Annotated in this window: 30 protein-coding genes; 19 read left to right on the plus strand and 11 right to left on the minus strand. The window is 35.8% G+C overall.

Annotated features, from left to right (window positions below; all coding sequences use genetic code 11):
• Positions 1-33: 33 nt before the first annotated feature.
• Together ACFVQC_RS01390 and ACFVQC_RS01395 are read right to left on the minus strand one after the other, a co-directional pair.
• A complete protein-coding gene (locus ACFVQC_RS01390) occupies positions 34-588 on the minus strand; it encodes a DinB family protein (protein ID WP_377897264.1) in 555 nt (184 codons plus the stop codon).
• A 101-nt stretch (positions 589-689) separates the two neighbouring features.
• Positions 690-869 carry a ProA domain protein gene (locus ACFVQC_RS01395; RefSeq protein WP_070145106.1) on the minus strand — a complete coding sequence of 60 codons (180 nt, stop codon included), beginning with the start codon at positions 867-869 and terminating at the stop codon, positions 690-692.
• A gap of 94 nt (positions 870-963) precedes the next feature.
• Here ACFVQC_RS01395 and ACFVQC_RS01400 point away from each other — a divergent pair, with 94 nt between their 5' ends.
• A complete protein-coding gene (locus ACFVQC_RS01400; RefSeq protein ID WP_377897266.1) occupies positions 964-1,659 on the plus strand; it encodes a hypothetical protein in 696 nt (231 codons plus the stop codon).
• Positions 1,660-1,702: 43 nt separating this feature from the next.
• Here the strand turns inward: ACFVQC_RS01400 and ACFVQC_RS01405 are convergent, their stop codons facing one another.
• The gene (locus tag ACFVQC_RS01405) at positions 1,703-2,161 is read right to left on the minus strand and encodes a universal stress protein (RefSeq protein ID WP_215576584.1); all 459 of its coding nucleotides are present in this window, start codon (positions 2,159-2,161) and stop codon (positions 1,703-1,705) included.
• A 146-nt stretch (positions 2,162-2,307) separates the two neighbouring features.
• On the opposite strand from ACFVQC_RS01405, the gene ACFVQC_RS01410 reads away from it, so the two are divergent.
• A complete protein-coding gene (locus tag ACFVQC_RS01410; RefSeq protein ID WP_377898121.1) occupies positions 2,308-3,099 on the plus strand; it encodes an SDR family oxidoreductase in 792 nt (263 codons plus the stop codon).
• 213 nt (positions 3,100-3,312) lie between these two features.
• A complete protein-coding gene (gene ald / locus ACFVQC_RS01415) occupies positions 3,313-4,446 on the plus strand; it encodes an alanine dehydrogenase (protein WP_377897267.1) in 1,134 nt (377 codons plus the stop codon).
• Positions 4,447-4,497: 51 nt separating this feature from the next.
• Here ald and ACFVQC_RS01420 read toward each other — a convergent pair whose 3' ends face one another.
• Positions 4,498-4,923, minus strand: a complete 426-nt coding sequence (locus ACFVQC_RS01420; protein WP_377897268.1) for a hypothetical protein — start codon at positions 4,921-4,923, stop codon at positions 4,498-4,500.
• The gene (locus tag ACFVQC_RS01425; RefSeq protein ID WP_088079481.1) at positions 4,920-5,183 is read right to left on the minus strand and encodes a helix-turn-helix transcriptional regulator; all 264 of its coding nucleotides are present in this window, start codon (positions 5,181-5,183) and stop codon (positions 4,920-4,922) included. The genes ACFVQC_RS01420 and ACFVQC_RS01425 overlap by 4 nt, the downstream gene beginning before the upstream one ends.
• Before the next feature lie 143 nt (positions 5,184-5,326).
• On the opposite strand from ACFVQC_RS01425, the gene ACFVQC_RS01430 reads away from it, so the two are divergent.
• The 6 genes from ACFVQC_RS01430 to ACFVQC_RS01455 all read left to right on the plus strand — a co-directional run bounded on the left by ACFVQC_RS01430 (position 5,327) and on the right by ACFVQC_RS01455 (position 9,005).
• On the plus strand, positions 5,327-5,659 hold the full coding sequence (locus ACFVQC_RS01430) for a cupin domain-containing protein (RefSeq protein WP_377897269.1): 333 nt from the start codon (positions 5,327-5,329) through the stop codon (positions 5,657-5,659).
• Complete coding sequence (locus ACFVQC_RS01435) at positions 5,656-6,444, plus strand: GNAT family N-acetyltransferase (RefSeq protein ID WP_377897270.1); 789 nt, start codon at positions 5,656-5,658, stop codon at positions 6,442-6,444. Before ACFVQC_RS01430 ends, ACFVQC_RS01435 begins: the two co-directional genes overlap by 4 nt.
• Positions 6,445-6,446: 2 nt before the next feature.
• Complete coding sequence (locus tag ACFVQC_RS01440; protein ID WP_377897271.1) at positions 6,447-6,791, plus strand: DUF6176 family protein; 345 nt, start codon at positions 6,447-6,449, stop codon at positions 6,789-6,791.
• A 440-nt stretch (positions 6,792-7,231) separates the two neighbouring features.
• Complete coding sequence (locus ACFVQC_RS01445) at positions 7,232-7,741, plus strand: RNA polymerase sigma factor (RefSeq protein ID WP_377892518.1); 510 nt, start codon at positions 7,232-7,234, stop codon at positions 7,739-7,741.
• Positions 7,722-8,735 carry an anti sigma factor C-terminal domain-containing protein gene (locus tag ACFVQC_RS01450; protein ID WP_377897272.1) on the plus strand — a complete coding sequence of 338 codons (1,014 nt, stop codon included), beginning with the start codon at positions 7,722-7,724 and terminating at the stop codon, positions 8,733-8,735. Before ACFVQC_RS01445 ends, ACFVQC_RS01450 begins: the two co-directional genes overlap by 20 nt.
• Positions 8,736-8,798: 63 nt before the next feature.
• Positions 8,799-9,005 carry a hypothetical protein gene (locus ACFVQC_RS01455; protein ID WP_219920499.1) on the plus strand — a complete coding sequence of 69 codons (207 nt, stop codon included), beginning with the start codon at positions 8,799-8,801 and terminating at the stop codon, positions 9,003-9,005.
• 13 nt (positions 9,006-9,018) lie between these two features.
• Here the strand turns inward: ACFVQC_RS01455 and ACFVQC_RS01460 are convergent, their stop codons facing one another.
• Positions 9,019-9,846: a DUF2785 domain-containing protein gene (locus ACFVQC_RS01460; protein WP_377897274.1), complete on the minus strand. Its 828-nt coding sequence runs from the start codon at positions 9,844-9,846 to the stop codon at positions 9,019-9,021.
• A gap of 105 nt (positions 9,847-9,951) precedes the next feature.
• Between ACFVQC_RS01460 and ACFVQC_RS01465 the strand changes: the two genes are divergently transcribed.
• On the plus strand, positions 9,952-10,326 hold the full coding sequence (locus ACFVQC_RS01465; RefSeq protein ID WP_377897275.1) for a DUF3221 domain-containing protein: 375 nt from the start codon (positions 9,952-9,954) through the stop codon (positions 10,324-10,326).
• A gap of 30 nt (positions 10,327-10,356) precedes the next feature.
• Here the strand turns inward: ACFVQC_RS01465 and pepQ are convergent, their stop codons facing one another.
• Entirely contained in the window at positions 10,357-11,454 is a 1,098-nt protein-coding gene (gene pepQ, locus ACFVQC_RS01470; RefSeq protein ID WP_002112217.1) for a Xaa-Pro dipeptidase, read from the minus strand.
• 149 nt (positions 11,455-11,603) lie between these two features.
• On the opposite strand from pepQ, the gene ACFVQC_RS01475 reads away from it, so the two are divergent.
• Positions 11,604-12,287 (plus strand): metal-dependent hydrolase, encoded by a 684-nt coding sequence (locus tag ACFVQC_RS01475; protein ID WP_377892587.1) that lies wholly within the window; start codon positions 11,604-11,606, stop codon positions 12,285-12,287.
• A 40-nt stretch (positions 12,288-12,327) separates the two neighbouring features.
• On the opposite strand, the gene ACFVQC_RS01480 is transcribed toward ACFVQC_RS01475, so the two are convergent.
• The gene (locus ACFVQC_RS01480) at positions 12,328-12,489 is read right to left on the minus strand and encodes a hypothetical protein (protein WP_377897276.1); all 162 of its coding nucleotides are present in this window, start codon (positions 12,487-12,489) and stop codon (positions 12,328-12,330) included.
• A gap of 244 nt (positions 12,490-12,733) precedes the next feature.
• Between ACFVQC_RS01480 and ACFVQC_RS01485 the strand changes: the two genes are divergently transcribed.
• A complete protein-coding gene (locus ACFVQC_RS01485; RefSeq protein WP_000201581.1) occupies positions 12,734-14,047 on the plus strand; it encodes a DRTGG domain-containing protein in 1,314 nt (437 codons plus the stop codon).
• Between the two features lie 231 nt (positions 14,048-14,278).
• A complete protein-coding gene (locus ACFVQC_RS01490; protein ID WP_070145094.1) occupies positions 14,279-14,542 on the plus strand; it encodes a DUF3949 domain-containing protein in 264 nt (87 codons plus the stop codon).
• Between the two features lie 8 nt (positions 14,543-14,550).
• Here ACFVQC_RS01490 and ACFVQC_RS01495 read toward each other — a convergent pair whose 3' ends face one another.
• Entirely contained in the window at positions 14,551-14,856 is a 306-nt protein-coding gene (locus ACFVQC_RS01495) for a YtpI family protein (protein WP_377897277.1), read from the minus strand.
• A 315-nt stretch (positions 14,857-15,171) separates the two neighbouring features.
• On the opposite strand from ACFVQC_RS01495, the gene ACFVQC_RS01500 reads away from it, so the two are divergent.
• Positions 15,172-16,104: a DHH family phosphoesterase gene (locus ACFVQC_RS01500; protein WP_377897279.1), complete on the plus strand. Its 933-nt coding sequence runs from the start codon at positions 15,172-15,174 to the stop codon at positions 16,102-16,104.
• A gap of 51 nt (positions 16,105-16,155) precedes the next feature.
• Here ACFVQC_RS01500 and ytrI read toward each other — a convergent pair whose 3' ends face one another.
• Positions 16,156-16,659 carry a sporulation membrane protein YtrI gene (ytrI, locus tag ACFVQC_RS01505; RefSeq protein WP_377892505.1) on the minus strand — a complete coding sequence of 168 codons (504 nt, stop codon included), beginning with the start codon at positions 16,657-16,659 and terminating at the stop codon, positions 16,156-16,158.
• Positions 16,656-17,069: a YtrH family sporulation protein gene (locus ACFVQC_RS01510; protein ID WP_377892504.1), complete on the minus strand. Its 414-nt coding sequence runs from the start codon at positions 17,067-17,069 to the stop codon at positions 16,656-16,658. The genes ytrI and ACFVQC_RS01510 overlap by 4 nt, the downstream gene beginning before the upstream one ends.
• A 42-nt stretch (positions 17,070-17,111) precedes the next feature.
• Between ACFVQC_RS01510 and dnaE the strand changes: the two genes are divergently transcribed.
• From dnaE to accA, 5 genes are all read left to right on the plus strand, one after another.
• Positions 17,112-20,444, plus strand: a complete 3,333-nt coding sequence (gene dnaE / locus ACFVQC_RS01515) for a DNA polymerase III subunit alpha (protein ID WP_377897280.1) — start codon at positions 17,112-17,114, stop codon at positions 20,442-20,444.
• A gap of 133 nt (positions 20,445-20,577) precedes the next feature.
• A complete protein-coding gene (ystJ, locus tag ACFVQC_RS01520; RefSeq protein WP_179117546.1) occupies positions 20,578-21,786 on the plus strand; it encodes an NADP-dependent malic enzyme in 1,209 nt (402 codons plus the stop codon).
• 14 nt (positions 21,787-21,800) lie between these two features.
• Positions 21,801-22,445: a FadR/GntR family transcriptional regulator gene (locus ACFVQC_RS01525; protein WP_002145425.1), complete on the plus strand. Its 645-nt coding sequence runs from the start codon at positions 21,801-21,803 to the stop codon at positions 22,443-22,445.
• 185 nt (positions 22,446-22,630) lie between these two features.
• A complete protein-coding gene (gene accD, locus ACFVQC_RS01530) occupies positions 22,631-23,500 on the plus strand; it encodes an acetyl-CoA carboxylase, carboxyltransferase subunit beta (RefSeq protein WP_002015500.1) in 870 nt (289 codons plus the stop codon).
• Positions 23,488-24,462, plus strand: a complete 975-nt coding sequence (gene accA / locus ACFVQC_RS01535; protein WP_000818787.1) for an acetyl-CoA carboxylase carboxyl transferase subunit alpha — start codon at positions 23,488-23,490, stop codon at positions 24,460-24,462. The genes accD and accA overlap by 13 nt, the downstream gene beginning before the upstream one ends.
• Position 24,463: the final 1 nt, after the last annotated feature.

The raw sequence follows: 24,463 nt of genomic DNA on the forward strand, positions 1-24,463 counted from the left end.
AAGTGCCTTACCTTTTTGTATTTAGACTTTTAGCTATGTATCTATCATTTCATAATTATTTTTCATAATCATAAAATGATGATTCTCATGGATCGCTAACAGTTGGATAGATTGAATAAGGTTAGGGTAGTGAGCAATTGGATCTAAAAATACGATATGTCCTGCAATATTTTCGTCTATATGTTGAACTAGTTTTTTTATTTCATCTGTTTCACGTGAAAGTAATGCTTCTAATTCGTTTACATTCATAGAGTGATAGATTTTTTTTGAAGGGATTAAAATCCAAGGAGCTTTCATTCCTTTGCCGTGTTTTTCTTTATATTCGGCATAAATGTCATGTATGTCAGTTGCAAATGGGGCGTTTTTTCTTAGTTTGGCATAAGGGATAAGAGTGAAAGCGAATTTAATCGCTACTTTTAGCATCCTTGTAATTAAATATAAGTGATAAAAGTGCTCCCCAATAGACCATTTTCCGTCCTCTTTCCTATACCATAGTTGTTCTTGTGAAAGTGAATGAAGATTAGGAAGGAACTGGTTTCTTTGCACATGTAATGTGTGAAAATGTTTTGAGATATTTTCAGATTTCATAGTAGAGCATCCTCCATACCTGTTTTTTCCTAATTATAACATTTTTCGTATAGATTTAATTAAGCCTAGAGCAATATGTTCTAGGCTTAAAGCTTCATTGATTAATCATACTTATGTCGATCTTCTGTGATACGAATATACTCAATATCCATTAAATCTCGAAACAGCGCACCATGACTTAGTTCAACGCCATGTTTTTCTTTAAAATGTGAGCATATTGTATTTAACATTTCAATCTCTTGCTCGTTGACATCTAAAATAATACGTTCATGATCTCCCATATAAATCCTCCTTCTCTAAACACATATATTTTGTCCGTCTATTTCTAAAAAATGTATGTTAATGTAATGTTAGGAAATGAGAAAGGAATGGAAGATGAGACGTATTTATTTTATAGGGTTAATTTTGTACACATTAATTGTGCTACATGTGGCATTCCCATCAATATTTTCATTTGCGAATGTAGAAACAGTGCATGTTGCGATATTTATCTTTACTCTATTTGTAGTAGATTGCTTTATTTTGATATGGCTTTCGAAAAGAAAAAATGTACAAGATAAAAAAGAAATTGAACGAAAAAAGAGAAAACGTTCATTTTGGATGACAACGTATTGTTTTTTATTAGTAATCACGGCTGCTTTTGCAAGTGAGCATATTCCGCTAGAAAGGTTAAATATCGAATTTTGGGCAATTGTATTTGCATGTTATTTTTTCATGCATTTTCTTCCTTATATGAAAGAAAAGCGAGGAGAAGAGGAAGATTCGCTTGTAGAAGAAGCGAGAGAACAAGAGCATAAGAGAATAGAAGAGGATATAAAGAAACTCGGAGAACAAAAATGGTATTTAAAATCAAAAATCATATATGTTCTTTGTTTTATTACGCCGCCAATTGGTTATTTGTATATTTTTTTGCTTCGCAAAAAAATGACAGAAGATGCAAAGCAAACGTACTTAACGGTTGCGACGTTAATGATGGCGCTATGGTCTTTGAAGTTCCTTCCGCCTTATGTGTTTGCAGTTGTAATTGTTGTTGTAGCTTGTCTCGTATTTGTAGTGAAATATGTGAAATGAAAAACACCAAGCCCATGTGGACTTGGTGTTTTTTTATTATAAATTAAAGATCACCTTGCTCCTCATCACCACGAACAACAAGGACATCGCATTTCGCATAGCGAATAATATGTTCAGAGACGCTACCAATTAGGAAACGTTCTACAGCATTTAAACCAGTTGCACCGCACATAATTAAATCCACTTTATGTGTTGGGGCAATTTCTTTTGAGATTTTAGATTTAGGATTACCAAATTCTAATACAGTTTCTACTTTTTCAAGACCAGCTTCAAGCGCAGTTTTTTTGTAGTCTTCTAATAAGTCTTCTGCAAATAGATTTGCACGTTCAGCAATTGCGCGGCTATAAGCCTCTACTGCTGAGTATGCTTTTACGTCAACAATATGAGCAATTGTTAATGTTGCATTGTTTCGTTTTGCGACTTGAATTGCTTTTTTAAAGGCTTTTTCTGCTTCTTTAGAACCGTCCACCGCAATTAAAATATTTGTATATGTATTATTCATAGTAAATTCCTCCCAATCATTTGTATAACTGTTTACAACTTAATTATAAAACAAATTATGGTAATGTGCTTGTTGAAACGTTACAGAATTTTGAAAACTTTGTTTCAATTCATTTTAGTTGTAATTGGAGCGAGAACTTGTTACATATGAAGTATGGCAATTTAAAAGGAGGCATGTTTGTGAGACACGCGCTCATTACAGCCGGTACGAAAGGTTTAGGAAAGCAAGTAACAGAAAAGTTATTGGATAAAGGATATTCAGTAACAGTAACGTATCATAGCGATATAGCTGCTATGGAAACAATGAAAGAAACATATAAAAATATGGAAGAGCGTCTACAGTTCGTGCAAGCGGATGTCACGAAAAAGGAAGATTTACATAAAATGGTAGAAGAAGCGATGAGCCGTTTTGGCAAAATTGACTTTTTAATTAATAATGCTGGTCCTTACGTATTTGAAAGAAAAAAATTAGTCGATTACGAAGAAGACGAATGGAATGAAATGATCCAGGGTAATTTAACAGCGGTGTTTCATTTATTAAAACTTGTCGTACCGATTATGAGAAACCAGCAATTTGGCCGTATTATTAACTATGGATTTCAAGGGGCAGATAGCGCACCTGGATGGATTTATCGTTCAGCCTTTGCGGCTGCGAAAGTAGGACTTGTTTCATTAACGAAAACAGTAGCTTACGAAGAGGCGGAATATGGTATTACTGCGAATATGGTTTGCCCTGGTGATATAATTGGTGAAATGAAAGAAGCAACGATTGAAGAAGCGCGAAATCTGAAAGGTAGTAACACACCAATTGGTAGATCTGGAACAGGCGAAGATATCGCAAGAACCATTTCGTTTTTATGTGAGGACGATTCTGATATGATTACTGGTACGATTATTGAAGTAACAGGCGCTGTTGATGTTATTCATAGACATCGATAGAATTAAATAAAGTGAAGTTTCGAATAATTGGACAGTTTATCCTTTATACTGAGAGGTACGGATAATACTGTCCTTTAATGTAAGATTAAATCTATCGGAAAACTTGTATTATTTTTTGTCAAATATTGAGATATTATGTTAGAATATAAGAGCGTAGAAAGCGCTTTAAAAAATGATTCAGGGGTCATTTCATAACTCAAGGGGGAACTAATAATGCGTATCGGTATTCCAACAGAAATTAAAAACAATGAAAACCGTGTGGCAATGACGCCAGCGGGAGCTGTACATTTAGTACAAAATGGTCATGAAGTTTTTGTTCAAAAAGGATCAGGTGTAGGATCAGGCTTTACAGATGAAGAATACTTACAAGCTGGTGCGAAACTTGTTGAAACTGCTGAAGAAGCATGGAATCAAGATATGGTTATGAAGGTAAAAGAGCCAGTTGAAAGTGAATACGGTTATTTTCGCGAAGGTTTAATCTTATTCACATACTTACACTTAGCTCCAGAGCCAGAATTAACAAAAGCATTAATTGATAACAAAGTGGTATCAATTGCATATGAAACAGTACAATTAGACAATCGTTCTTTACCATTACTTGCACCTATGAGTGAAGTTGCAGGTCGTATGTCTGCGCAAATCGGTGCACAGTTCCTTGAGAAAAACAAAGGCGGAAAAGGTATTTTACTTGCAGGTGTTCCAGGGGTTAAACGCGGCAAAGTAACAATTATCGGCGGTGGTCAAGCTGGTACAAACGCAGCGAAAATTGCAGTAGGTTTAGGTGCAGATGTAACAATCATCGACTTAAGTGCAGAACGTCTTCGTCAATTAGATGATATTTTTGGAAACCAAGTAAAAACGTTAATGTCTAACCCGTACAACATTGCAGAAGCTGTAAGAGAATCTGATCTTGTAATCGGTGCGGTATTAATCCCAGGTGCAAAAGCGCCAAAACTTGTAACAGAAGAAATGATTCAATCAATGGAAACAGGTTCTGTCGTTGTAGATATTGCGATTGACCAAGGTGGTATTTTCGAAACAACTGACCGTATTACAACTCATGATAACCCAACTTACGAAAAACATGGTGTTGTTCATTATGCAGTTGCAAATATGCCAGGTGCGGTTCCACGTACATCAACTCTTGCATTAACAAACGTAACAGTACCATATGCAGTGCAAATTGCTAACAAAGGCTACAAAGAAGCTTGCCTAGGCAACGCTGCATTATTAAAAGGTATTAACACATTAGATGGCTATGTAACATTCGAAGCAGTTGCAGAAGCGCACGGCTTACAATACGCTGATGCGAAAGAGCTTCTTGAAAAAGCTCCTGCTTTATCATAATAGAAATAAAATAAAGACCTTTCCTTTGTAGGAAGGGTCTTTTTGTTTAAACTAATTATCTAATTTCTTTACAATTTTCAAGCCGAACATCATTGTAAAGAAAAGAATGCCGAACAAGTAATAAAGGGCATATTCAACTCGTATCGTCGAATTTTCATTAGTGATATATAAAACAAATAGTATTGCAGAACCAATTAAATGAGAAAGACCGAAAATTTGTGCCATAAACTTTAAACTCATTTTCTCAATTCGTTCATCTATCTCAGGTAATGGGTATTTCTCGGACTCTTTCTTTTTTTTCTTAAAGAATATTCGTTTCACTACAAATAGTACCAAGGCTAAGAGGATGTATACGCCAGCGAATAGAAGGACAGAACGAATCTTTTCTTCATCACTACTATTGAAATAAAGAAAAGTCGATCCTAACACTAAAATGGTAAGATGTGAAATGAATTCTTGATTAAAAGTATTTTTCATTCTTTTTCCTCCCCAGTTTTATCTAATTGAAATAAATCTTCTACTTTACAGTTGAAAAACTCACATAATTTCAATGCTAATTCTAAACTTGGGTTGTATTTATTCTTCTCGATAGCGATGAGGGATTGTCTAGTGATTTGAACAGAGGAAGCTAATTGCTCTTGGGTGATGTCTCTAACGACGCGGAATTGTTTTACTTTATTTTGTATCAAATATACAAAGTCTCCTTTTTGTAAATTTGTTACATTCATAATATCCATTTATAGGTAAAAAGTAAATAAAACTTTACAAAAAGTAAATAAAACTTTACGAGAAATCTCGCTTGTTACAATGTATATTTTTGTGATAATTTGGAATTAAATAAGAAATGAAAATCGATAGAGGGAATTGGGTGGGGAGAACTATGGAAACAGTAAATCTATTAGATTTAACAAAAGATATTAAAGACCAACATAAAAACTTTGTCGTTTCAAATATAAATAATCATTGCTTACGAATCGCCGTATTTACTGGTGAATATGATTGGCACTACCATTCTAATTCGGATGAATTATTCATTGTGTTAGAGGGAGAATTACTTATCGATTTTCAAGATAGAGAGACAGCAGTTTTAAAGCCAAATGATTCAATTTTAATTCCAGCATGTACAATTCATAGAACGAGAGCGTTGAAGAGAACGGTAAATCTTTGTTTTGAAAATGTAGAGGCGGATACGATTATAGTGGAACAATTATGAAACAATTATCTGTAGCCGAGTATAGAAAAGTGATTTCAAATTTAGAAGGTAATACAAGAGCAGCAACCTTTGCTTATGCAGTATGCGATCAAATAATAGACGGTAAGGTTTTTGCAAACGAGGATATAACAGCAGGATTAATTATTACAGCTAACGGTATTTATTATTTATTTGGTGATACTTATGATCAAAATTATAACGAAGATTTATTTTCGTATATAAAAACGGCTATTGAAAAAACAGAGAAGAGATTTACATTGTTCACTTCGAGTGACGAGTGGGAAATGATGTTAGAAGAGCATTTTAGTAATGTGCTTCGGAAAATCCCGCGAATGAAATTTCAAAGAATAACCTTTGAAGAGAGAAAGCGAGATTGTAACAAAAATACATATGAAATTAAACGTATTGATAAAAGTGATATAGAACGAAGTAATGAATTTACAGAGGATTATTATAAAGAATATTGGGGATCAAAAGAAACGTTTTTGAATGGTGGTTTTGGATTTTGTATAGAACAAGATGGGATGATTGTAGCTGAATGTGTTTCGATATTTAATGGGAATGGGTTTGCTGAAATTGATATTGCGACACATGAAGCATATCAAGGGAAAGGATTAGCCCAAGCTGTCGCAACACATTTCATTGAACATTGCATGCAAAATGATATTATACCGTGCTGGGATTGTTATGTAGACAATATTCCTTCGCAAAAATTAGCTAGTAAATTAAGTTTTAATAATCCAATAGAATATAGATTGTTTGTACGTAAGAAAACGGGGGGATAAAAATGAATGTGGAGTTAACAAGATTTAAAGTGAAACAAGGTAAAAGTCATCGTGTAGATGAATGGATGCAGCTTCTTAATGAGAATATGAAAGAAGTACTTTTGACACTAAACGACGAAAAGATGTACGTTGAGACAATTTTCCGGGAAATAAGAGATGGAGAAGAGTACTTATATTGGTATTCTGTGCAAGGAGAAGGTGGGGCTCTTGTCGAAAATTCTCATCATGAAATTGATAAAAAGCACTTAGAGTTTTGGTATGAATGTATTGATGAAGAAGCACCGTCTGTTGATATGAAAACAGAAGTCGTTATGATTCAAGATGTTGTGAAGGAAGCGATAAAGTGAAACTTTAATCAGTGGAGGTTTTGTCCATCCCCCACTGATTATTAGCCTTCACCAATCGGGCAGTTATCTCCCACCTAATTTCCTCGCATTCGCCAAATTTTGAGGTGGGAGTTTTACTGCCCGTTATTGCGGGATGAAATAATAGAATAGTATTTTAAAAAGTGACGTAAACCTTCTTCTTTTTTGCTAGAAGAGAGCATCTAGCCGTGTATAGATGCGGTTAACCCCTTTTTCTGCCCTACGCCAAGTTAAAACAGAGATAGAAATTGGGTATGAAGTTTATTTGTTATGCAAAGTGGTAACTTATATGAAAAAATTAAAATAGATTTATATGAGAAGTGCATCAAATTGGGTGTGCTTTTTTATGTGCAGAAATTTTTTTAGAAAAGCTGTATACATTTTATGCTCTCAAACGTTGAGTATATAGAAGGGAGAGCAGAATGAGTCATGATACGTTTGAATCGTTATTAATAGAGAAGTCAAAAGCTGTGTTTGGATACTTAATTAAGATTGGAGCAGATAGAAAAGAAGCGGAAGATATTGTGCAAGATACGTTGTATAAAGCTTTATTGCTTATGGAGGAAATACCGTTAGAGCATTTAACACCGTGGCTATTTAGAGTTGCAATCAATCAGCACCGAGATTTACACCGAAAAGAAAAAAGACTAAACCCAATCGCAATTGAATCGGTCGTTCTTATTGGTCAAAAGTCATTAGATGAAGTGCTTTTAACAAGTGAGTTGCAAGGAGAAGTACAAGAAATATTGGAGACGATGACGGAGGATTATCGTCATATTTTACTGTTGAAATATGAATATGAACTATCTTATAAGGAAATTGCCATTTTATTAAGTATGAAAGAAGACACAGTAAAAACAAGTTTGTACCGTGCAAGAAATCAATTTAAAAAATTGTATAGGAGGAGAAATGATGAGTCGGAAGGACTTTGATTTGAATATGGATGATAAGCAGATGAAGACTTTGATGAAGAGAGCGAAGAGGAAGCAGTTTTGGCGAAACTGGCTTATTTCTATTTGTGCGTCCATGATTGTTATAGTAGGTCTGTTTTTGGGAGCAACGTATTTTTCTCAACAAACGTTTAGAAAAATGGAAAGAGAAATGAATGCACTACATAAGGTTCAAGGCCCTAATATTCGTTTCAGTGGGAGCATGTATTTAAGTCTCGGTGTGACAGGAAGTACGGTAATATATAATTCTTATAAAAATATAGCCGGTCAACCAGTAAAATGGATAAATGATATATACGAATCAGGTATCTGGGATTACAGTATGAAGCACTATAATGGTGAACTTGTTAGTTTAGATGAGGAGAAAAGGGATGAAGAGGCTATTGCGATACCAGATTATAATGTACAAACAATGCAAAGGGAGATGAGATTTTATCTACCTTTTGTTACTTATAAAAATTATGTAGATGATCTGAAAAATATCGGGGAGTTGCAAAATAAGGTTGCAGAAGTGGCCCTATCTTTTGATAAACCATATTCAACTGAACAAATTGTTGAGATGCTTCCAAAAGATATACAAACAGTTTGGTTTTGGGTAGATACATACAATGAAAAGAAAAGCGATTCTTATGTAGGGTTAAAAGATCCTAAAAGTGGTGCAATACTAAATGCTGAAATGGCTGGTAATGTTTTTGGGTTTGCAGGAAGTTATGCAAAGGCAAAAGAAGATGTGAAAAACGATTTAACAATAAATTCAAAAGAGTTTCTGTACCAAATGAAGTATTTAGCAAAAAATAGTGAAGGTATACCAAGTGATTATTTTGAACAATATTATAAAGAAATAAAAAACACAAAACCAAAAGACCTACCAATATACGGTGTAGTCGTAACAGGAAAAACAGAGGATTTACAAAGTTTACAAGGAGCACCATATATTAAGGCGGCTGTAAGAGGCGTAACAGTTGAGAAATATTGATTACAACCAATTAATGTGAATAATCAGAAAATTTATGTTATAATATGGGAAAAGGAGGCTTATATGAGGCAAATACATGGAGCAATTTATATTTACATAACAATGTTTTTCGTAGGAGCATCTTATGGATTAGGGCATGTGTATTCGCATCCTATATTAACTTTTTTAAGCGGAGCATGTATGGCGTTTGCGCTTCTTGTCCACCTTTTCTCAGTTTGGATCGTGAAATTTCAAATTAATATTAGTGAAATAGAAGAAGGCACTTTTTGAGTGGCCTTCTTTTTTAATAATATTGGCGAAGCCCCTGCAGTAATTTTTCAATTTCGCATTCAGTTTCTTTACATATAGACATTGTACGTAATCTGAAAAATAAACTACGTAAGAAAGATTTTATATTTCCGTATAGAAATTCGTACGAGTCAATATGTAGTTTCGGTTTTTGAACTTGCAATTGAGCTACTAGATCACGAAGAGCTAATATAAGTACCTCTTCCTCTAGACCATTTTGTAGCATTGCGACAATCGGATAAACGATACGCTCATCTTCTTCATATTTGTAATAGATGGAATGGACACAAACTTTGTTTAATAAAGTTTGTAGTATTTCTTCATGATGTAAAGTTTCCAGTTTAGGATTATTAACAAGCGCTTCAAATGTATCTGAAGCATGAGCGACACTATGTGCCCAGCCACGTTCTTGGACATAGCCTCGTAAGTCATGCTCTTTGTTCATATATAGAATTAATTTATCTTTTACATTTGAAATATCAGTCTGTGATAAGAAATTATGATTTGTATCCGCATCTATAATGAGGGCGATTAATAATGTTGTAAATGCACGGGTAAATACAGCGTCATCGTCATTTGCATGAATTTTATAGAATAAATAGTTTTCACTGATGCTTTCTGATAATAGTTTTTGTAAGTGGGTGTGTGAAATATAGTCCTTCTTGATTAGATGATAAAAAGTAGAGTAAATGAGTTTGTCTCTTAAATAGCTATCGGTAACGCCGATATGTTGAAGCATACTTGAACTTAATGAATCAATATGAAGTGTGTTGTTGATTATGTAATTATTATTACGAATTTCTTCCAACTGTTGTTGCAACATATAAACCTCCTATTTTAGAAAATTCTGCACATTAATAGTATAATGTGTGGAAGAAATAGACAAGAAATAATTTCTTTTGAATGACTCGATGTGGGAGGAAGTGTTATGGGGAAAGCCATGTTCTTCTTCATTAGTATTTTATTCTTAGGTGTGTTTCTAATAATATTATCAGCCTGTACTACGAAACCTGTAGAGCAAGTAGGGTTAAAAGAAGAACCTAAAGAAGGGTATGTAATACTAAGAAATGACACGGTGTTTTTTGTCGGTGATAAAACGTTTGAAACAAAAGTAGAGTTGCAAAATGATATGGAACAACAAATGAATAAAGAGCATCCATCAGATATAGTGTTGAGCTTTAAGGATAAAGACGCATATAATCAATTAAAAACAGGGGATAAAATAAAAGTATGGTCTTCTAAAATACTTGAAAGTTATCCAGCAAAAATGATTGTAGAGCAATTTGAAATAGTAGAGAAATAAGAAAAAGGCAGCAATCACGCTGCCTTTTTCTTATTTCACAAATTGTAATTCTTTCGGGAACTTCGTTAAGATTTCTGATCCGTCTTTTGTGATGTAAATATCATCTTCAATACGAACGCCGCCTACGTTTGGTACGTAAATACCTGGTTCGATTGTGAAGACCATACCTTCTCTTAATAGAGACTCGTTGCCTTCTTTTACATCTGGGTATTCGTGTACGCTAATTCCAAGTCCGTGACCAAGGCGGTGTGGGAAGAAGTCTCCGTAACCTGCATCTGCGATAACAGAGCGAGCAGCGTTGTCAATTGCACCAAATGTAACACCTGGTTTACATGCTTCAACTGCTTGTAGTTGTCCAGCAAGTACAGTGTTGTAAATGCGAGTTTGTTCTTCAGAAATATCACCAAATGCTACTGTACGTGTAATGTCAGAGCAATAACCTTCAATGATTACACCTAAATCAAATAGTACGAAATCGCCGCGTTTCATTTTGTTTGCGCCTGGAATACCGTGTGGAAGAGCAGAGTTTGCACCTGCCAATACCATCGTATCAAATGACATTTTATGGATGCCTTTTGTTTTTAATTCATGCTCAATAATTGCTAATACTTCTAGCTCGCTGCGATTTTCTTTAATTGCATTTATACCAACTTCAACAGCATAGTCTGCCATTTTAGCTGCTTCACGTAAAATAGAAAGTTCTTTTTCGTCTTTAATTAAGCGAAGCTCGCGAACTTTCTCTTCAGCTGATTTGAAAGCTGCATTTGGGAATAATTTTGTTAATTCTTCGTAGCGCTCTACGTTTAAATGTTCTTTTTCAATTGCAACTGCATTTGCATCAATACCACGATCTTTAATTGCTTTTGCAATCATATCCCATGGTTTGTCCGTATCAGTAAATCCGATAATTTCATGTGCCCAGCCAGCGTTACGCGCTTGGCCTTCTTCCATTTTAGGACAAATTAAAATAGGTTCTTTTTCTTGGAATACAAACATACCAAGTAGTCTTTCATGTGGTTCGCAGTGGAAGTTCGTCATGTAGAAAACGTTTGGTGTAGAAGTTAAGAACGCAGCTTCTACGTTTTTTTCTTTTAGCCATTGCATTAAATTTTCTAATCTAGCATTCATCGATTGGCACCCCCGAGATATTTAATTACAGATATAACTTTACATCGGATGAAAGCGTTATGACAAGTAAATAGATGTTAGAAAAGACAGGGAATTAAGAAATCATGTAGAATAAAAAGTGAGAATGTGAATAGGGGAGGAATGTAATGATGGAAGTATCTTATCACGGGCATTCAGTTGTAAAGATTGAAACGAATGGAAAAGTTATTTTAATTGATCCGTTTTTAACAGGAAATCCGAAAACAGATTTAAAGGCTGAAGATGTAAAAGTTGATGCGATTATTTTATCGCACGGACACGGTGATCATGTCGGCGATACAGTAGCGTTAGCAAAGAAAAATAATGCGGTTGTTGTAGCGCCATTTGAATTAGCGACATTTTTAAGTTGGCAAGGTGTAAATACACATCCAATGCATATTGGAGGTTCGCATGAATTTGACTTTGGAAAAGTGAAATTTACCCAAGCATTCCACGGCTCTAGTTATATTGATGAAGAAAATAAGACGATTACATATACAGGTATGCCAGCTGGTATTTTGTTTACAGCAGAAGAGAAAACGGTATATCATGCAGGAGATACTGCACTGTTCTCTGATATGAAGTTAATTGGAGAACTTAATAATATTGATGTAGCATTTTTACCAATTGGTGATAATTTCACAATGGGGCCAGAAGATGCTGTGTTAGCAGCAAAATGGATTGGTGCGAAAACGGTTGTACCGATGCATTACAATACGTTCCCAGTTATTGAACAAGATCCATATCAATTTGTAGAAAAGCTACAAAATTGTACAGGGAAAGTATTAGAAGCTGGAGAAAGTATTACACTATAAAAGAGAAATCCTTCATTTGAAACGACAAGTGAAGGGTTTTTTATGTGTGTAGTACAGTTTTTAAAGTCAGTATTTGTTTAGGTGATTCTTTTCTTTTTGGAAGTGGCTGTTCGGGTGTTTCATTCAACTCCATTGCAACTTTTTTTCCATCTACGAAAGCTAAAAATACAGCACCTACAACCTCTAAAATTTTTTTCATCATGTATTCGCTCCTTTGTTTCATTTCTTGTCTTAATTGTATATGGAAGCGTCTGGACAAACTATCGAACGAGATGACAACAGCATTACATTGTTGTAATAGAGTGACTGGTGGAATGTAAGGGTTATTTTGTTATAAAAAAAATAGTACAGATATATATAGAGAGAGTGTAACAGTTTTGAAAATATAGTATACTGAGAATACAACACATGAAGAATTTAGGGAAAAGAAAGTATGGTGAAACCATTTGGCTACCAAACATAATCAAATTTTAGAACATATTAATAGCCTGCCAGTAGGGCATAAAATTTCTGTGCGGCAAATTGCGAAAGATTTAAGTGTAAGTGAAGGGACAGCTTACCGTGCAATTAAAGATGCAGAAAATAAAGGGTATGTTAGTACAATTGAACGTGTCGGAACAATTCGAATTGAGCAAAAGAAGAAAGAGAATATCGAAAAACTGACATATGCAGAAGTCGTTAACATTGTCGATGGCCAGGTACTTGGGGGCAGAGAAGGACTACATAAAACGTTAAATAAATTCGTTATTGGGGCTATGAAATTAGAAGCGATGATGCGCTATACAGAAGCGGGGAACTTACTTATTATCGGTAACCGTACGAACGCACATCAATTAGCATTAGAAACAGGGGCTGCTGTATTAATTACAGGTGGATTTGATACAGAAGAGCATGTGAAAAAGTTAGCAGATGAATTGAAATTGCCAATTATTTCGAGTAGTTATGATACATTTACGGTCGCAACGTTAATTAACCGTGCAATTTATGATCAACTTATTAAGAAAGAAATTGTACTAGTTGAAGATATTTTAACACCAATTGAAGAAACACTATATTTAAAGCCTAGTGACATAGTGCAGAAATGGCATGAGTACAATGAAGAGACGATGCATGGACGCTATCCAATTGTGGATGAAAATAAAAAGGTGTTAGGTATCGTAACTTCGAAAGATATGATTGGTGTTGCGAAAGATACACCGATTGATAAAGTGATGACGAAACACCCTATTACGGTAAATGGAAAAATGTCTGTCGCAGCTGCAGCACGTATGATGGTGTGGGAAGGTATTGAATTACTTCCTGTTGTGGAGGATGGAAATAAATTGCAAGGTATCATTAGTCGTCAAGATGTACTTCAGGCCTTGCAGATGATTCAGCGTCAACCACAAGTTGGTGAAACGATTGATGACATTGTAACGAATCAATTTATGACGCCGAAAGAAGCAAAAAATGAGCATTTATATCAATTTTCAGTGACACCACAAATGACGAATTCAATCGGGACGTTATCTTACGGTGTATTCACAACAATTGTGACAGAAGCAACAAACCGCGTCATTCGTGCGCAGAAGAAGAGCGATTCAATTGTTGAGAACTTAACAATTTATTTCGTAAAGCCGGTTCAAATTGATAATGTTGTATCGGTTCATCCGAAAGTATTAGAAATTGGGCGTAAATTTGGTAAGGTAGATGTAGAAGTGCATCATGAAGGTAATGTTGTCGGGAAAGCATTGTTAATGGTGCAACTGATCGATAAATAAAAAGATGGAACAAATCGCTTTGATTTGTTCCATCTTTCTTTGTTTTATTGGGTTTTAAAGTTATTACTAAAGGTGTGGGGGAGTTTTAGTGGGAAAGCAAAGGAGTAGCAGGATATATATATAAGGATAGATAATTGAATAATTAGAAAAAACGGAATGTTAATTCATTTAGAATGTATACTATGTTATAATTATATTGTAAGATAATGGATGTCGGAAGGAGGATACAACATGTCATCAGAATTACTCTTTTTTGGTGGTATCGCACTCTTTTATTTCCTTGTGATGATACCAATTCAATACTTATACTTACAAGGATTAAATGAAAAAAAGAAAAGAACAGGATTATCTCAGCAAGAATTATACAAACAGATGTCTTTTGAAGAAGAACAATTACATTTTCACGTGCAAGGTAACCTCTTTAATATACCATCTGCGTTTGTTGCATATATGATTTTGAAAGTTAAGGGACGTAAAAAAGCATCACAATATTGATGCTTTTTTTACGTTGTTTTATAAGATTCGGCTTCTTTGACTGCTAATGGTAAAAAATGTTTATATTGGCAGAATCCATTAAATGTACTCGCGCTGCCAAGTAAAATAAACAAAACACCAACGATAATGCGTGCAGTTGAAAGTTCTAAAAAGAATTGGTTTATCCCAAAGAATAGGACGAATAAGCCGAGTGCCATTGCGGATTTTCCTGAGAGCCAACCTTTCTCCATTGGACGGTTTGTACGAAAGAATTTTGTTTTGTAGAAGAGGTACAACACAAATGAGATGATAATACAAAAGACGAATACTGGCATAATACACGCTCCCATTGATTGGTATAAAAATAACGATTTAGAAAAAAGAAAAATCTAAACTTTCTAATTTTTATTATAAAGCAATTGTTCGCATGTATGAAATGTTTTCCGTTATAATGGGGGATAAAGTGAAACTTTAATTAGTGTGGGGAGATCCCACGTACTAATTATTAGCCCTCACCAATCGGGCTTTTACGTGCATCCGGGCTCCAAATTAATTTTGCCCCATTGTTTTTAATACTTTTGAGGTGGGAGTCTTACTACACGTTAATGCGGGATAAAATGAAGAAGTTGAATAAAAAGGAGATTATACATATGCATGAACAAATTTTAGGAGCAATTAAAGAGTTTGATACAATTATTATTCATCGTCATGTACGTCCGGATCCAGATGCGTTAGGTTCTCAGTGCGGACTTGGTACAATTCTGCAAGAATCGTTTCCAGAGAAAAATATTTATATGGTTGGGTACAACGAGCCTTCTTTAGCGTTTTTACGAGTAATGGATGATATTGAAGATAGTGTATATGAAGATGCACTTGTTATCGTTTGTGATACAGCAAATCAAGAGCGTGTTTGTGATCAACGTTATGCAAAAGGAAAGATGTTAATTAAAATTGATCATCATCCGAATGAAGACCCGTACGGAGATATTACGTGGGTGGATACGACAGCTAGTTCTACAAGTGAAATGATTTATGAGTTTTACAGTTATGGAAAAGATAAAGGATTAACGATATCAAAGGAAGCAGCTCGCCTTATTTTAGCGGGTATTGTCGGTGATACAGGTCGTTTCTTATTCCCAAACACAACAGCGAAAACACTTCGTTACGTAAGTGAACTTGTTGATATGGACGTGAAATTCACAGATTTATACAATGAAATGTATAAGACAAAAGAAAAGATTGCTCGTTTAAACGGTTATATTTTACAAAATTTCACGATGGTAGAAGAAGGCGCAGCATACATTAAATTAACGAAAGAGGTACTAGAAGAGTTTGATGTACTTTCTACTGAAGCATCTGGTGTTGTCGGGGCGCTTGGTAATATTGATGGATTAAAGGCATGGGTTCTATTTTTAGAGGAAGATGATGTTATTCGTGTTCGTCTTCGCTCAAAAGGACCAGTTATTAATAAATTAGCAATGCAATATAATGGCGGAGGACATCCGATGGCTTCTGGTGCAAAAGCATCTTCTTGGGAAGAAGCGGATTGTCTTTTTGCTGATTTACGTGAGCTGTGTAAATAAGAAGTTGTATGTTGAATGAAAGAGAAGGAGAGGCGCTGAAGCCCTCCTTCTTTATTTTTCTTTCTCTATATCAATACTAATTTCAAGTACGGTATCAAAAGAGACTGTGTCTACTTTAAAGCGGTATATACGATCGTAATGTTTGTACGTTTTATTTTCGATGACTTTTTTGAGCAGGTCTTTATTTTTTGCGATGCTTTGAATGTTTTTCGTTAAAAGATGCTGGAGATCATTATGGATAGAAGTGATCATGTTTTCAAGTGTAAGATTGTCTAAATCATATTTTTTTCGATTTATAATTTTTATTTTGATTTCTTGAATTGTTAAGAGTCGTTTATTTTCTGTGTTCAATTTCTCTTGGTCTTCGAGAAGGACGTGGAGTTTTGCTTCTTGTTTTTCGATAATTTCTTTTTGTTCTGCTATTTTACTAGCTTGTTCTTCTTGAAAAACACCGTATATGTACAAAAAAACAAACCAGCTCAACACTCCTCCAACAGCAGCGCCAGCTAAAACTAAATACCACCTTTTGGCTGTATTGGCACTGGGTACTCTCATACATGTTCCTGTGTAAGCCATTTAATAATAATAAGACCAGTTTGCATACCGCCAGTTGCAAAAAAAATAAGGAGAATTTGTTTTACGATATCTTTCATATCTCCGCCAAAGAAGCTTCTTTCAAAGCTATAAAAGGTATCGAACGTTCCGCCGATTGCTGCAACGAGTGCCCAAATTCTTAAATTTTGGGCAAATTGATTAATATAAGTTAGAGCTGGTTTTCCGACGAGAAATGCACCAAATCCGCCAATTAATGAACCACCAAGTATAACTCCAAAGGCAATAAAGTAACTAATAATAAGCAGAGAGAAAAAAGTATGTTCTCTTACATCCATCGTCATTCCCCTTTCTTCTTCATATATATGGACAAAGTCTGAGAAGTATGTTTTGATTTCCGCTTTCCTCATCACCTATAATAAAAGTAGTCACATAGGTAAAGAGAGGGTACAACAGTGAAGTTTGTGCATTTACAATGTCAAACCGTTTTTAGTTTATTAAAAAGTGCTTGTAAAATCGATGAGCTTGTCATTCGGGCGAAAGAGCTTGGATTTTCATCGCTGGCCATTACAGATGAAAATGTTATGTATGGAGTTATTCCGTTTTATAAAGCATGCAAGAAAAATGGTATACAGCCTATTATCGGCTTAACAGCTTCTATTTTTAGTGAAGAAGAAGAAAGGTCTTATCCACTCGTATTACTTGCTGAGAATGAAATAGGCTATCAAAATTTATTAAAGATTTCTAGCAGCATTATGACGAAGTCAAAAGAAGGTATCCCGAAGAAGTGGCTTGCTCATTATGCGAAAGGATTAATTGCAATTTCACCAGGGAAAGACGGAGAGATTGAACAGCTATTATTAGAAGACAAAGAGAGTCAGGCTGAAGACGTAGCCCATACGTATCAAAATATGTTCAGCAATTTTTATATAAGTTTGCAGCATCATGCGATTCAAGATGAACTGCTTTTACAAGAAAAACTGCCTGAATTTATTAATAAGGTAAACGTTCCAGTCGTTGCAACAAATGATGTTCGCTATATTAATCAAAGTGACGCACTTGTTCATGAATGTTTATTATCTGTTGAAGGCGGAACGAAAATGACTGATCCAGATAGGCCGAGAATGAAAACGGATCAGTATTATTTAAAGTCATCGGATGAAATGGAAGCACTATTTTCTCATGCTGAGGAAGCGATTCAAAATACAATAACAATCGCGGAACGTTGCCAAGTAGAAATTCCTTTCCATGTAAATCAACTACCGAAGTTTCCTGTTCCATCTAACGAGACGAATGATACGTATTTGCGTCGTGTTTGTGAAGAAGGCTTAAGTAAACGATATGGTACGCCGAAAGAAGTGCATATACAGCGTTTGAATCATGAATTACATGTGATTTCTCGTATGGGATTTAGTGATTATTTCCTCATCGTATGGGACTTTATGAAATATGCACATGAAAATCAGATTTTAACTGGGCCAGGCCGTGGATCGGCAGCGGGTTCACTCGTTTCTTACGTATTGGAAATTACAGATATTGATCCAATTGAATATGACTTATTATTTGAAAGGTTTTTAAACCCTGAACGTGTGACACTTCCAGATATTGATATTGATTTTCCAGATATAAGACGTGATGAGATGATTCGATATGTGAAAGATAAATATGGTCAGCTTCGTGTTGCTCAAATTGTAACGTTCGGAACTCTTGCAGCGAAAGCCGCAATTAGAGACATTGCTCGTGTAATGGGGCTCCCGCCAAGAGATATCGACATATTTTCAAAACTTATCCCATCAAAGCTTGGTATAACGTTAAAAGATGCATATGAGGAATCGCAATCGCTCCGTGAGTTTATACAAGGGAATCTTTTGCATGAGCGTGTGTTTGAAATTGCAAAACGTGTAGAGGGATTACCGCGTCATACGTCTATTCATGCAGCTGGTGTTATAATGAGCCAAGAACCGTTAACGGGAAGTATAGCGATTCAAGAAGGGCATAACGATGTTTATGTTACGCAATATCCAGCTGATGCACTAGAAGAACTTGGATTGCTCAAGATGGACTTTTTAGGCTTACGTAATTTAACGTTACTTGAAAATATTATAAAGTTTATTGTTAAAAAAACTGGGAAACAAATTGATATAAGAAATTTACCTCTTCAAGATGAAAAGACGTTTCAATTGTTAGGAAGAGGGGATACAACAGGTGTATTCCAGCTTGAATCAGGTGGTATGCGAAATGTACTTCGCGGGTTAAAACCAAATGAATTTGAAGACATAGTTGCTGTTAACTCTTTATACAGACCAGGACCGATGGAACAAATTCCAACCTTTATTGAATCGAAGCATGGGGAAAGACGAATTGAATATTTACATCAGGACTTAAAGCCTATTTTAGAACGAACATACGGCGTAATCGTATACCAAGAACAAATAATGCAAATCGCATCGAAGTTAGCTGGATTTTCGCTTGGAGAAGCGGATTTACTGCGCCGTGCTGTGAGTAAAAAGAATCGTGATATTTTAGATCAAGAACGCAAGCACTTTGTTCAAGGTTGTTTGGAAAACGGGTACGATGAGACATCTTCAGAACAAATTTACGATTTAATTGTAAGATTTGCAAATTACGGTTTTAACCGAAGTCACGCTGTAGCTTACAGTATGATTGGGTACCAGCTTGCATATTTAAAAGCGAATTATACGCTGGAATTTATGACTGCGTTATTATCAAGCGCAATTGGAAATGAAGATAAGATTGTGCAGTATGTACGAGAAACGAAGCGGAAAGGTTTTCACGTTTTACCGCCGTCTCTTCAGAGAAGTGGTTACAACTTCCAAATAGAAGGGAATGCGATTCGATATAGTTTACTTTCGATTCGGAATATCGGAATGGCTACCGTGACTGCGCTACTCGAAGAACGAGAGAAAAAAATGTTCGAAGATTTATTTGAATTTTGTCTTCGTATGCCATCAAAATTTGTAACAGAGCGAAATTTAGAAGCGTTTGTCTGGTCTGGATGTTTTGACGATTTTGGTGTTTCGAGGACGACGTTATGGAAAAGTCTTAAAGGAGCGTTAGAGTATGCAAATCTTGCACGTGACTTTGATTTAGGGGATGCTGTTCCGAAATCAAAATATGTACAAGGAGAAGAGCTATCCTTTATTGAACAGTTAAATAAGGAGAAGGAAGCACTCGGTTTTTATTTGTCTAGCTATCCGACAGCGCAGTATGCGGAGTTAGGAAAAGAATTAGAAATCCCATCTCTTGCTCAGGCGATGCGACATAAGAAAAAAGTACAAAGAGCAATCGTATATATAACAAGTGTGAAAATTATTCGTACGAAAAAGTTGCAAAAGATGGCGTTTATTACATTCTGTGATCAAAATGATGAAATGGAAGCCGTCATTTTTCCAGAAACGTATATACATTTTTCACACAGGTTACAAGAAGGGGAAATTGTTTTAGTTGATGGTACGATTGAGCAAAGAAATCATAAGTTGCAATGGATCGTGAATGGACTATATCCGCTAGAAGAAATGGATGTTTATGAAGAGATGAAAGAAGCATCTGTTTACGTGAAATTACCGTCTCAATATGAAAAAAAGCTTGTAAATCAAGTCACGAAAATATTGTTTGATTATTCAGGTTTTACGAAAGTACTAATTTATTATGAAAAGGAACATAAAATGGTACAATTATCTCGAAGTTTATCGATTCATCCAAGTGAAGAATGTCTAGGAGCACTTCGTGAAATTGTCGGTGACGAAAATGTCGTTGTGAAAATATAATGGACAATTTCCCTACACTTCGATTATTATAGTAGTAGTGTTCGTGGTCAGACCACTTGGAGAAATTGATATCAGCAAGAATAATTTGAGGAGAGTGGATAGTTTGTCAACACTTCGTGAAGAAGCACTTCACATGCATAAAGTGCATCAAGGAAAATTAGAAACTGTATCAAAAGTAAAAGTAGAAAATGCAAAAGATTTAAGTCTTGCATATTCTCCAGGGGTTGCAGAGCCTTGTAAAGAAATTTATGACGATAAAAGTAAGGTATATGAATATACAATGAAGGGAAATATGGTAGCAGTTGTGACAGATGGAACGGCTGTACTTGGTCTTGGTAACATTGGACCTGAAGCATCTCTTCCAGTAATGGAAGGTAAAGCTGTATTATTCAAGAGCTTTGCTGGTGTAGATGCATTCCCGATTGCCTTAAATACAAACGATGTAGATAAAATTGTTGAAACTGTAAAGTTAATGGAGCCAACTTTTGGCGGTGTAAACTTAGAAGATATCGCAGCACCAAACTGCTTCGTTATTGAAGAACGTTTGAAAAAAGAGACAAACATTCCAATATTCCATGATGATCAACACGGAACAGCTATCGTAACAGTAGCAGGCCTTGTGAACGCGCTGAAGTTAGTTGGAAAGAAAATGTCTGACATTAAAGTTGTCGCAAATGGTGCAGGTGCAGCAGGTATTGCAATCATTAAACTGTTATATCGCTATGGTGTACGTGACGTTATTATGTGTGACCGTAAAGGTGCAATCTATGAAGGTCGTCCTGTCGGTATGAATCCGGTGAAGGATGAAGTTGCAAAATATACAAATAAGAATCGTATCGAAGGTTCTTTAGCTGACGTTTTACAAGGTGCGGACGTATTCATTGGTGTATCTGCAGCAGGTGCATTAAATGAAGAGATGGTTCGTACGATGAATGACGATGCAATTATTTTTGCAATGGCGAATCCGGTTCCAGAAATTATGCCAGAATTGGCAAAAGCAGCGGGCGCAGCTGTTGTTGGAACAGGTCGTTCGGACTTCCCGAACCAAGTAAATAATGTACTAGCGTTCCCAGGTATTTTCCGCGGTGCACTTGATGTACATGCGACACAAATTAATGAAGAAATGAAGATGGCAGCTGTACAAGCCATTGCAGAGCTTGTATCAGAGGATGAGTTGAATGCAGACCATATCATTCCAGCGCCATTTGACGCGCGTGTAGCGCCTCAAGTAGCGGCTTACGTTGCGAAAGCAGCAATGGAGACAGGAGTAGCTCGCCGTCAAGTAGATCCAAATGAAGTCGCTGAGAAAACAAAACAATTAGCGCTGATTGGTAAAGAATAAGCGAGGAATTTCCATTGACATCATCAAATACAAAAGTATATCTCGAAATTGTAAAAAAAATCCGATCCATTATGGAAGAGGATTGTTTAGTAGCAGGGGATCGTTTGCCGTCTGAGCGTGAGTTAAGTTCACGCTTAAATGCTGGACGTTCCTCTGTAAGAGAAGCATTACGTGCGTTAGAACTGGTAGGATTAATTGAAACGAGACGTGGTGAGGGGACGTTTATTCGAAACTTTTACGATAACGGTCTTGTACAATTAATTGCTCCGTTCTTGCTGCAAGATGAGAAAACAATTCGGGATTTATTACAAACAAAACGATTGCTTGAGAAAGATATGATTCGACTTGTATGTAATTTACCGAAAGAAACGTTTTCTAAAGTACTAAGTAAATTACACCAAGTGCTTGAAGAAAATGAAAGCTCAATTCCGGTGCTTCATCAAACGTTCTTTAAAACACTTATTGAACAATTCGATAATTATTTACTCTATCGCATTTGGATGATCGTAAATGATTACGTTGCAACTCTTTCTTGTGAAGTTTCAGGAGATTCTATCGAAATCTATAGAAAGCTTTATGTTACTTTGGAAGTGAAACAAGAAAATGATGCGTTAAAAATTTACGATGAATTAGTAGAGAATATACAGTTTCACTCGTAATGTATAAAATTTGTCGAAATGACCATGACACGTTATGACAAACATTCTACCGCATAGCGGTTAAAGTTAAACGTAAAGAGAGAGGTTATTAGACAGATTGAGAAGATAAGGCTAACATCAAACATTGGTGTTAGCCCCATTTTCTTCTTACGCTAACCTTAGCTCTCAACGAAGGGGGTCAAATTGTGCTAAGAGATTTATTCGTGAAAAAGAAAAAGTACGCTGCAATACCTTCAGAACAAGTACGAAAAGATGTACCAGATGGCGTTATGACAAAATGTCCGAAATGTAAAAAAATCATGTATACGAAAGAGCTTCTTAAAAATTTAAAAGTATGCGTGAATTGTGGATATCATCATCCGATGAATGCATGGGAACGCCTTGATAGTATATTGGACGAAGGTTCATTTCGTGAGTATGACAAAGAGATGGTTTCACTAAATCCACTTGAGTTTCCGGGATATGAAGAGAAACTAGAAAACGATCGTAAGAAGACTAAATTGAATGAAGCGGTTGTAACTGGTGAAGGAACAATTGATGACATGCTTGTTGTTGTTGCAGTAATGGATTCTCGTTTTCGAATGGGCAGCATGGGCTCTGTTGTAGGAGAGAAAATTGCCCGTGCGGTTGAAAAGGCATACGACTTACAAGTTCCATTTATTATCTTTACTGCGTCGGGTGGTGCTCGTATGCAAGAAGGGATATTAAGTTTAATGCAAATGGCGAAAACAAGCGTAGCTTTGAAAAAGCATAGTAATGCAGGAGGGTTATTTATTTCTGTTATGACTCACCCAACGACGGGCGGGGTTTCAGCGAGTTTTGCTTCACTTGGTGATTACAATCTTGCAGAGCCAGGTGCACTTATCGGATTTGCTGGTAGACGCGTAATTGAACAAACAGTGCGTGAAAAACTGCCGGAAGATTTCCAAACGGCAGAATTTTTACTAGAGCACGGTCAATTAGATGCGGTGGTGCATCGTGATGATATGAGAGAATCACTCCGTAAGATTTTAGAGGTTCATCAAGGAGGGGAAATGGCTGTATGGCAGAGCTAGAATTTGAGAAACCAGTTGTTGAGCTAAGAAATAAGATTCGTGAACTGAAAGACTATACGAAAAACAGCCAGATGGACTTCAGTGAGGAGATTCGTATTTTGGAGGACAAGCTAGAAAAACTAGAGGAAGATATATACGGCAATATGAAAGTATGGGACCGTGTTCAAATTGCTCGTCATGCAGAACGACCGACAACGCTCGATTATATTGAGCACTTATTTACTAATTTTTTTGAATGTCATGGAGATCGCCTATTTGGCGACGATGCAGCGATTGTCGGCGGCATTGCGAAATATAAGGGGATGCCTGTAACTGTAATTGGGCACCAACGCGGAAAAGATACGAAAGAAAATATTCGTCGTAATTTTGGGATGCCTCATCCAGAAGGATATCGAAAAGCACTGCGTCTAATGAAACAAGCGGAAAAGTTTAATCGTCCCATTATTTGTTTCATCGATACGAAGGGAGCTTATCCTGGTAAAGCAGCTGAAGAACGTGGACAAAGTGAGGCAATTGCCCGTAATTTATTTGAAATGGCGGGTTTAACTGTACCTGTTATTTGTATCGTTATCGGTGAAGGTGGTAGCGGTGGTGCGTTAGGTCTTGGAGTAGGAGATTACATTCATATGCTAGAAAATTCCACTTATTCTGTCATTACACCAGAAGGTGCGGCGGCGATTCTTTGGAAAGATGCTGGTAAAGCAAAAGAAGCTGCAGAAGCGATGAAGATTACAGCATTAGATTTGAAAGAATTAGGTGTAATTGACGAAATTATTCCAGAGGCAAAAGGCGGAGCACATCGTAATGTTTTGAAACAATCAGAAAATATAGATTTAATGCTTAAGAAAACTTTTGAACAATTAAGCGGAATTTCGAAAGATGAATTAATCGAAAAACGTTATGAAAAATATATGAAAATTGGGCAAGTTTCGTTTTCAAACGCTTCCATTGGGATAAAATAAT

The organism is Bacillus sp. NPDC057893, from assembly GCF_042796455.1.
In the GTDB taxonomy this organism is placed as follows: Bacteria; Bacillota; Bacilli; order Bacillales; family Bacillaceae_G; genus Bacillus_A.

What these genes read in the sequence shown, in the direction of transcription:
- ACFVQC_RS01480 (WP_377897276.1), bottom strand. Translation starts at nt 12,489, where the DNA reads ATGATGAAAAAAATTTTAGAGGTTGTAGGTGCTGTATTTTTAGCTTTC.
- ACFVQC_RS01475 (WP_377892587.1), top strand. Translation starts at nt 11,604, where the DNA reads ATGGAAGTATCTTATCACGGGCATTCAGTTGTAAAGATTGAAACGAAT.
- ACFVQC_RS01435 (WP_377897270.1), top strand. Translation starts at nt 5,656, where the DNA reads ATGAAACAATTATCTGTAGCCGAGTATAGAAAAGTGATTTCAAATTTA.
- ACFVQC_RS01495 (WP_377897277.1), bottom strand. Translation starts at nt 14,856, where the DNA reads ATGCCAGTATTCGTCTTTTGTATTATCATCTCATTTGTGTTGTACCTC.
- ACFVQC_RS01450 (WP_377897272.1), top strand. Translation starts at nt 7,722, where the DNA reads ATGAGTCGGAAGGACTTTGATTTGAATATGGATGATAAGCAGATGAAG.
- ACFVQC_RS01400 (WP_377897266.1), top strand. Translation starts at nt 964, where the DNA reads ATGAGACGTATTTATTTTATAGGGTTAATTTTGTACACATTAATTGTG.
- ystJ (WP_179117546.1), top strand. Translation starts at nt 20,578, where the DNA reads ATGCATAAAGTGCATCAAGGAAAATTAGAAACTGTATCAAAAGTAAAA.
- ACFVQC_RS01460 (WP_377897274.1), bottom strand. Translation starts at nt 9,846, where the DNA reads ATGTTGCAACAACAGTTGGAAGAAATTCGTAATAATAATTACATAATC.
- ald (WP_377897267.1), top strand. Translation starts at nt 3,313, where the DNA reads ATGCGTATCGGTATTCCAACAGAAATTAAAAACAATGAAAACCGTGTG.
- ACFVQC_RS01420 (WP_377897268.1), bottom strand. Translation starts at nt 4,923, where the DNA reads ATGAAAAATACTTTTAATCAAGAATTCATTTCACATCTTACCATTTTA.
- ACFVQC_RS01395 (WP_070145106.1), bottom strand. Translation starts at nt 869, where the DNA reads ATGGGAGATCATGAACGTATTATTTTAGATGTCAACGAGCAAGAGATT.
- ACFVQC_RS01425 (WP_088079481.1), bottom strand. Translation starts at nt 5,183, where the DNA reads ATGGATATTATGAATGTAACAAATTTACAAAAAGGAGACTTTGTATAT.
- ACFVQC_RS01405 (WP_215576584.1), bottom strand. Translation starts at nt 2,161, where the DNA reads ATGAATAATACATATACAAATATTTTAATTGCGGTGGACGGTTCTAAA.
- ACFVQC_RS01445 (WP_377892518.1), top strand. Translation starts at nt 7,232, where the DNA reads ATGAGTCATGATACGTTTGAATCGTTATTAATAGAGAAGTCAAAAGCT.
- ACFVQC_RS01410 (WP_377898121.1), top strand. Translation starts at nt 2,308, where the DNA reads ATGAAGTATGGCAATTTAAAAGGAGGCATGTTTGTGAGACACGCGCTC.
- pepQ (WP_002112217.1), bottom strand. Translation starts at nt 11,454, where the DNA reads ATGAATGCTAGATTAGAAAATTTAATGCAATGGCTAAAAGAAAAAAAC.
- ACFVQC_RS01430 (WP_377897269.1), top strand. Translation starts at nt 5,327, where the DNA reads ATGGAAACAGTAAATCTATTAGATTTAACAAAAGATATTAAAGACCAA.
- ACFVQC_RS01465 (WP_377897275.1), top strand. Translation starts at nt 9,952, where the DNA reads ATGGGGAAAGCCATGTTCTTCTTCATTAGTATTTTATTCTTAGGTGTG.
- ACFVQC_RS01490 (WP_070145094.1), top strand. Translation starts at nt 14,279, where the DNA reads ATGTCATCAGAATTACTCTTTTTTGGTGGTATCGCACTCTTTTATTTC.
- accA (WP_000818787.1), top strand. Translation starts at nt 23,488, where the DNA reads ATGGCAGAGCTAGAATTTGAGAAACCAGTTGTTGAGCTAAGAAATAAG.
- ytrI (WP_377892505.1), bottom strand. Translation starts at nt 16,659, where the DNA reads ATGAGAGTACCCAGTGCCAATACAGCCAAAAGGTGGTATTTAGTTTTA.
- ACFVQC_RS01500 (WP_377897279.1), top strand. Translation starts at nt 15,172, where the DNA reads ATGCATGAACAAATTTTAGGAGCAATTAAAGAGTTTGATACAATTATT.
- ACFVQC_RS01455 (WP_219920499.1), top strand. Translation starts at nt 8,799, where the DNA reads ATGAGGCAAATACATGGAGCAATTTATATTTACATAACAATGTTTTTC.
- ACFVQC_RS01390 (WP_377897264.1), bottom strand. Translation starts at nt 588, where the DNA reads ATGAAATCTGAAAATATCTCAAAACATTTTCACACATTACATGTGCAA.
- ACFVQC_RS01440 (WP_377897271.1), top strand. Translation starts at nt 6,447, where the DNA reads ATGAATGTGGAGTTAACAAGATTTAAAGTGAAACAAGGTAAAAGTCAT.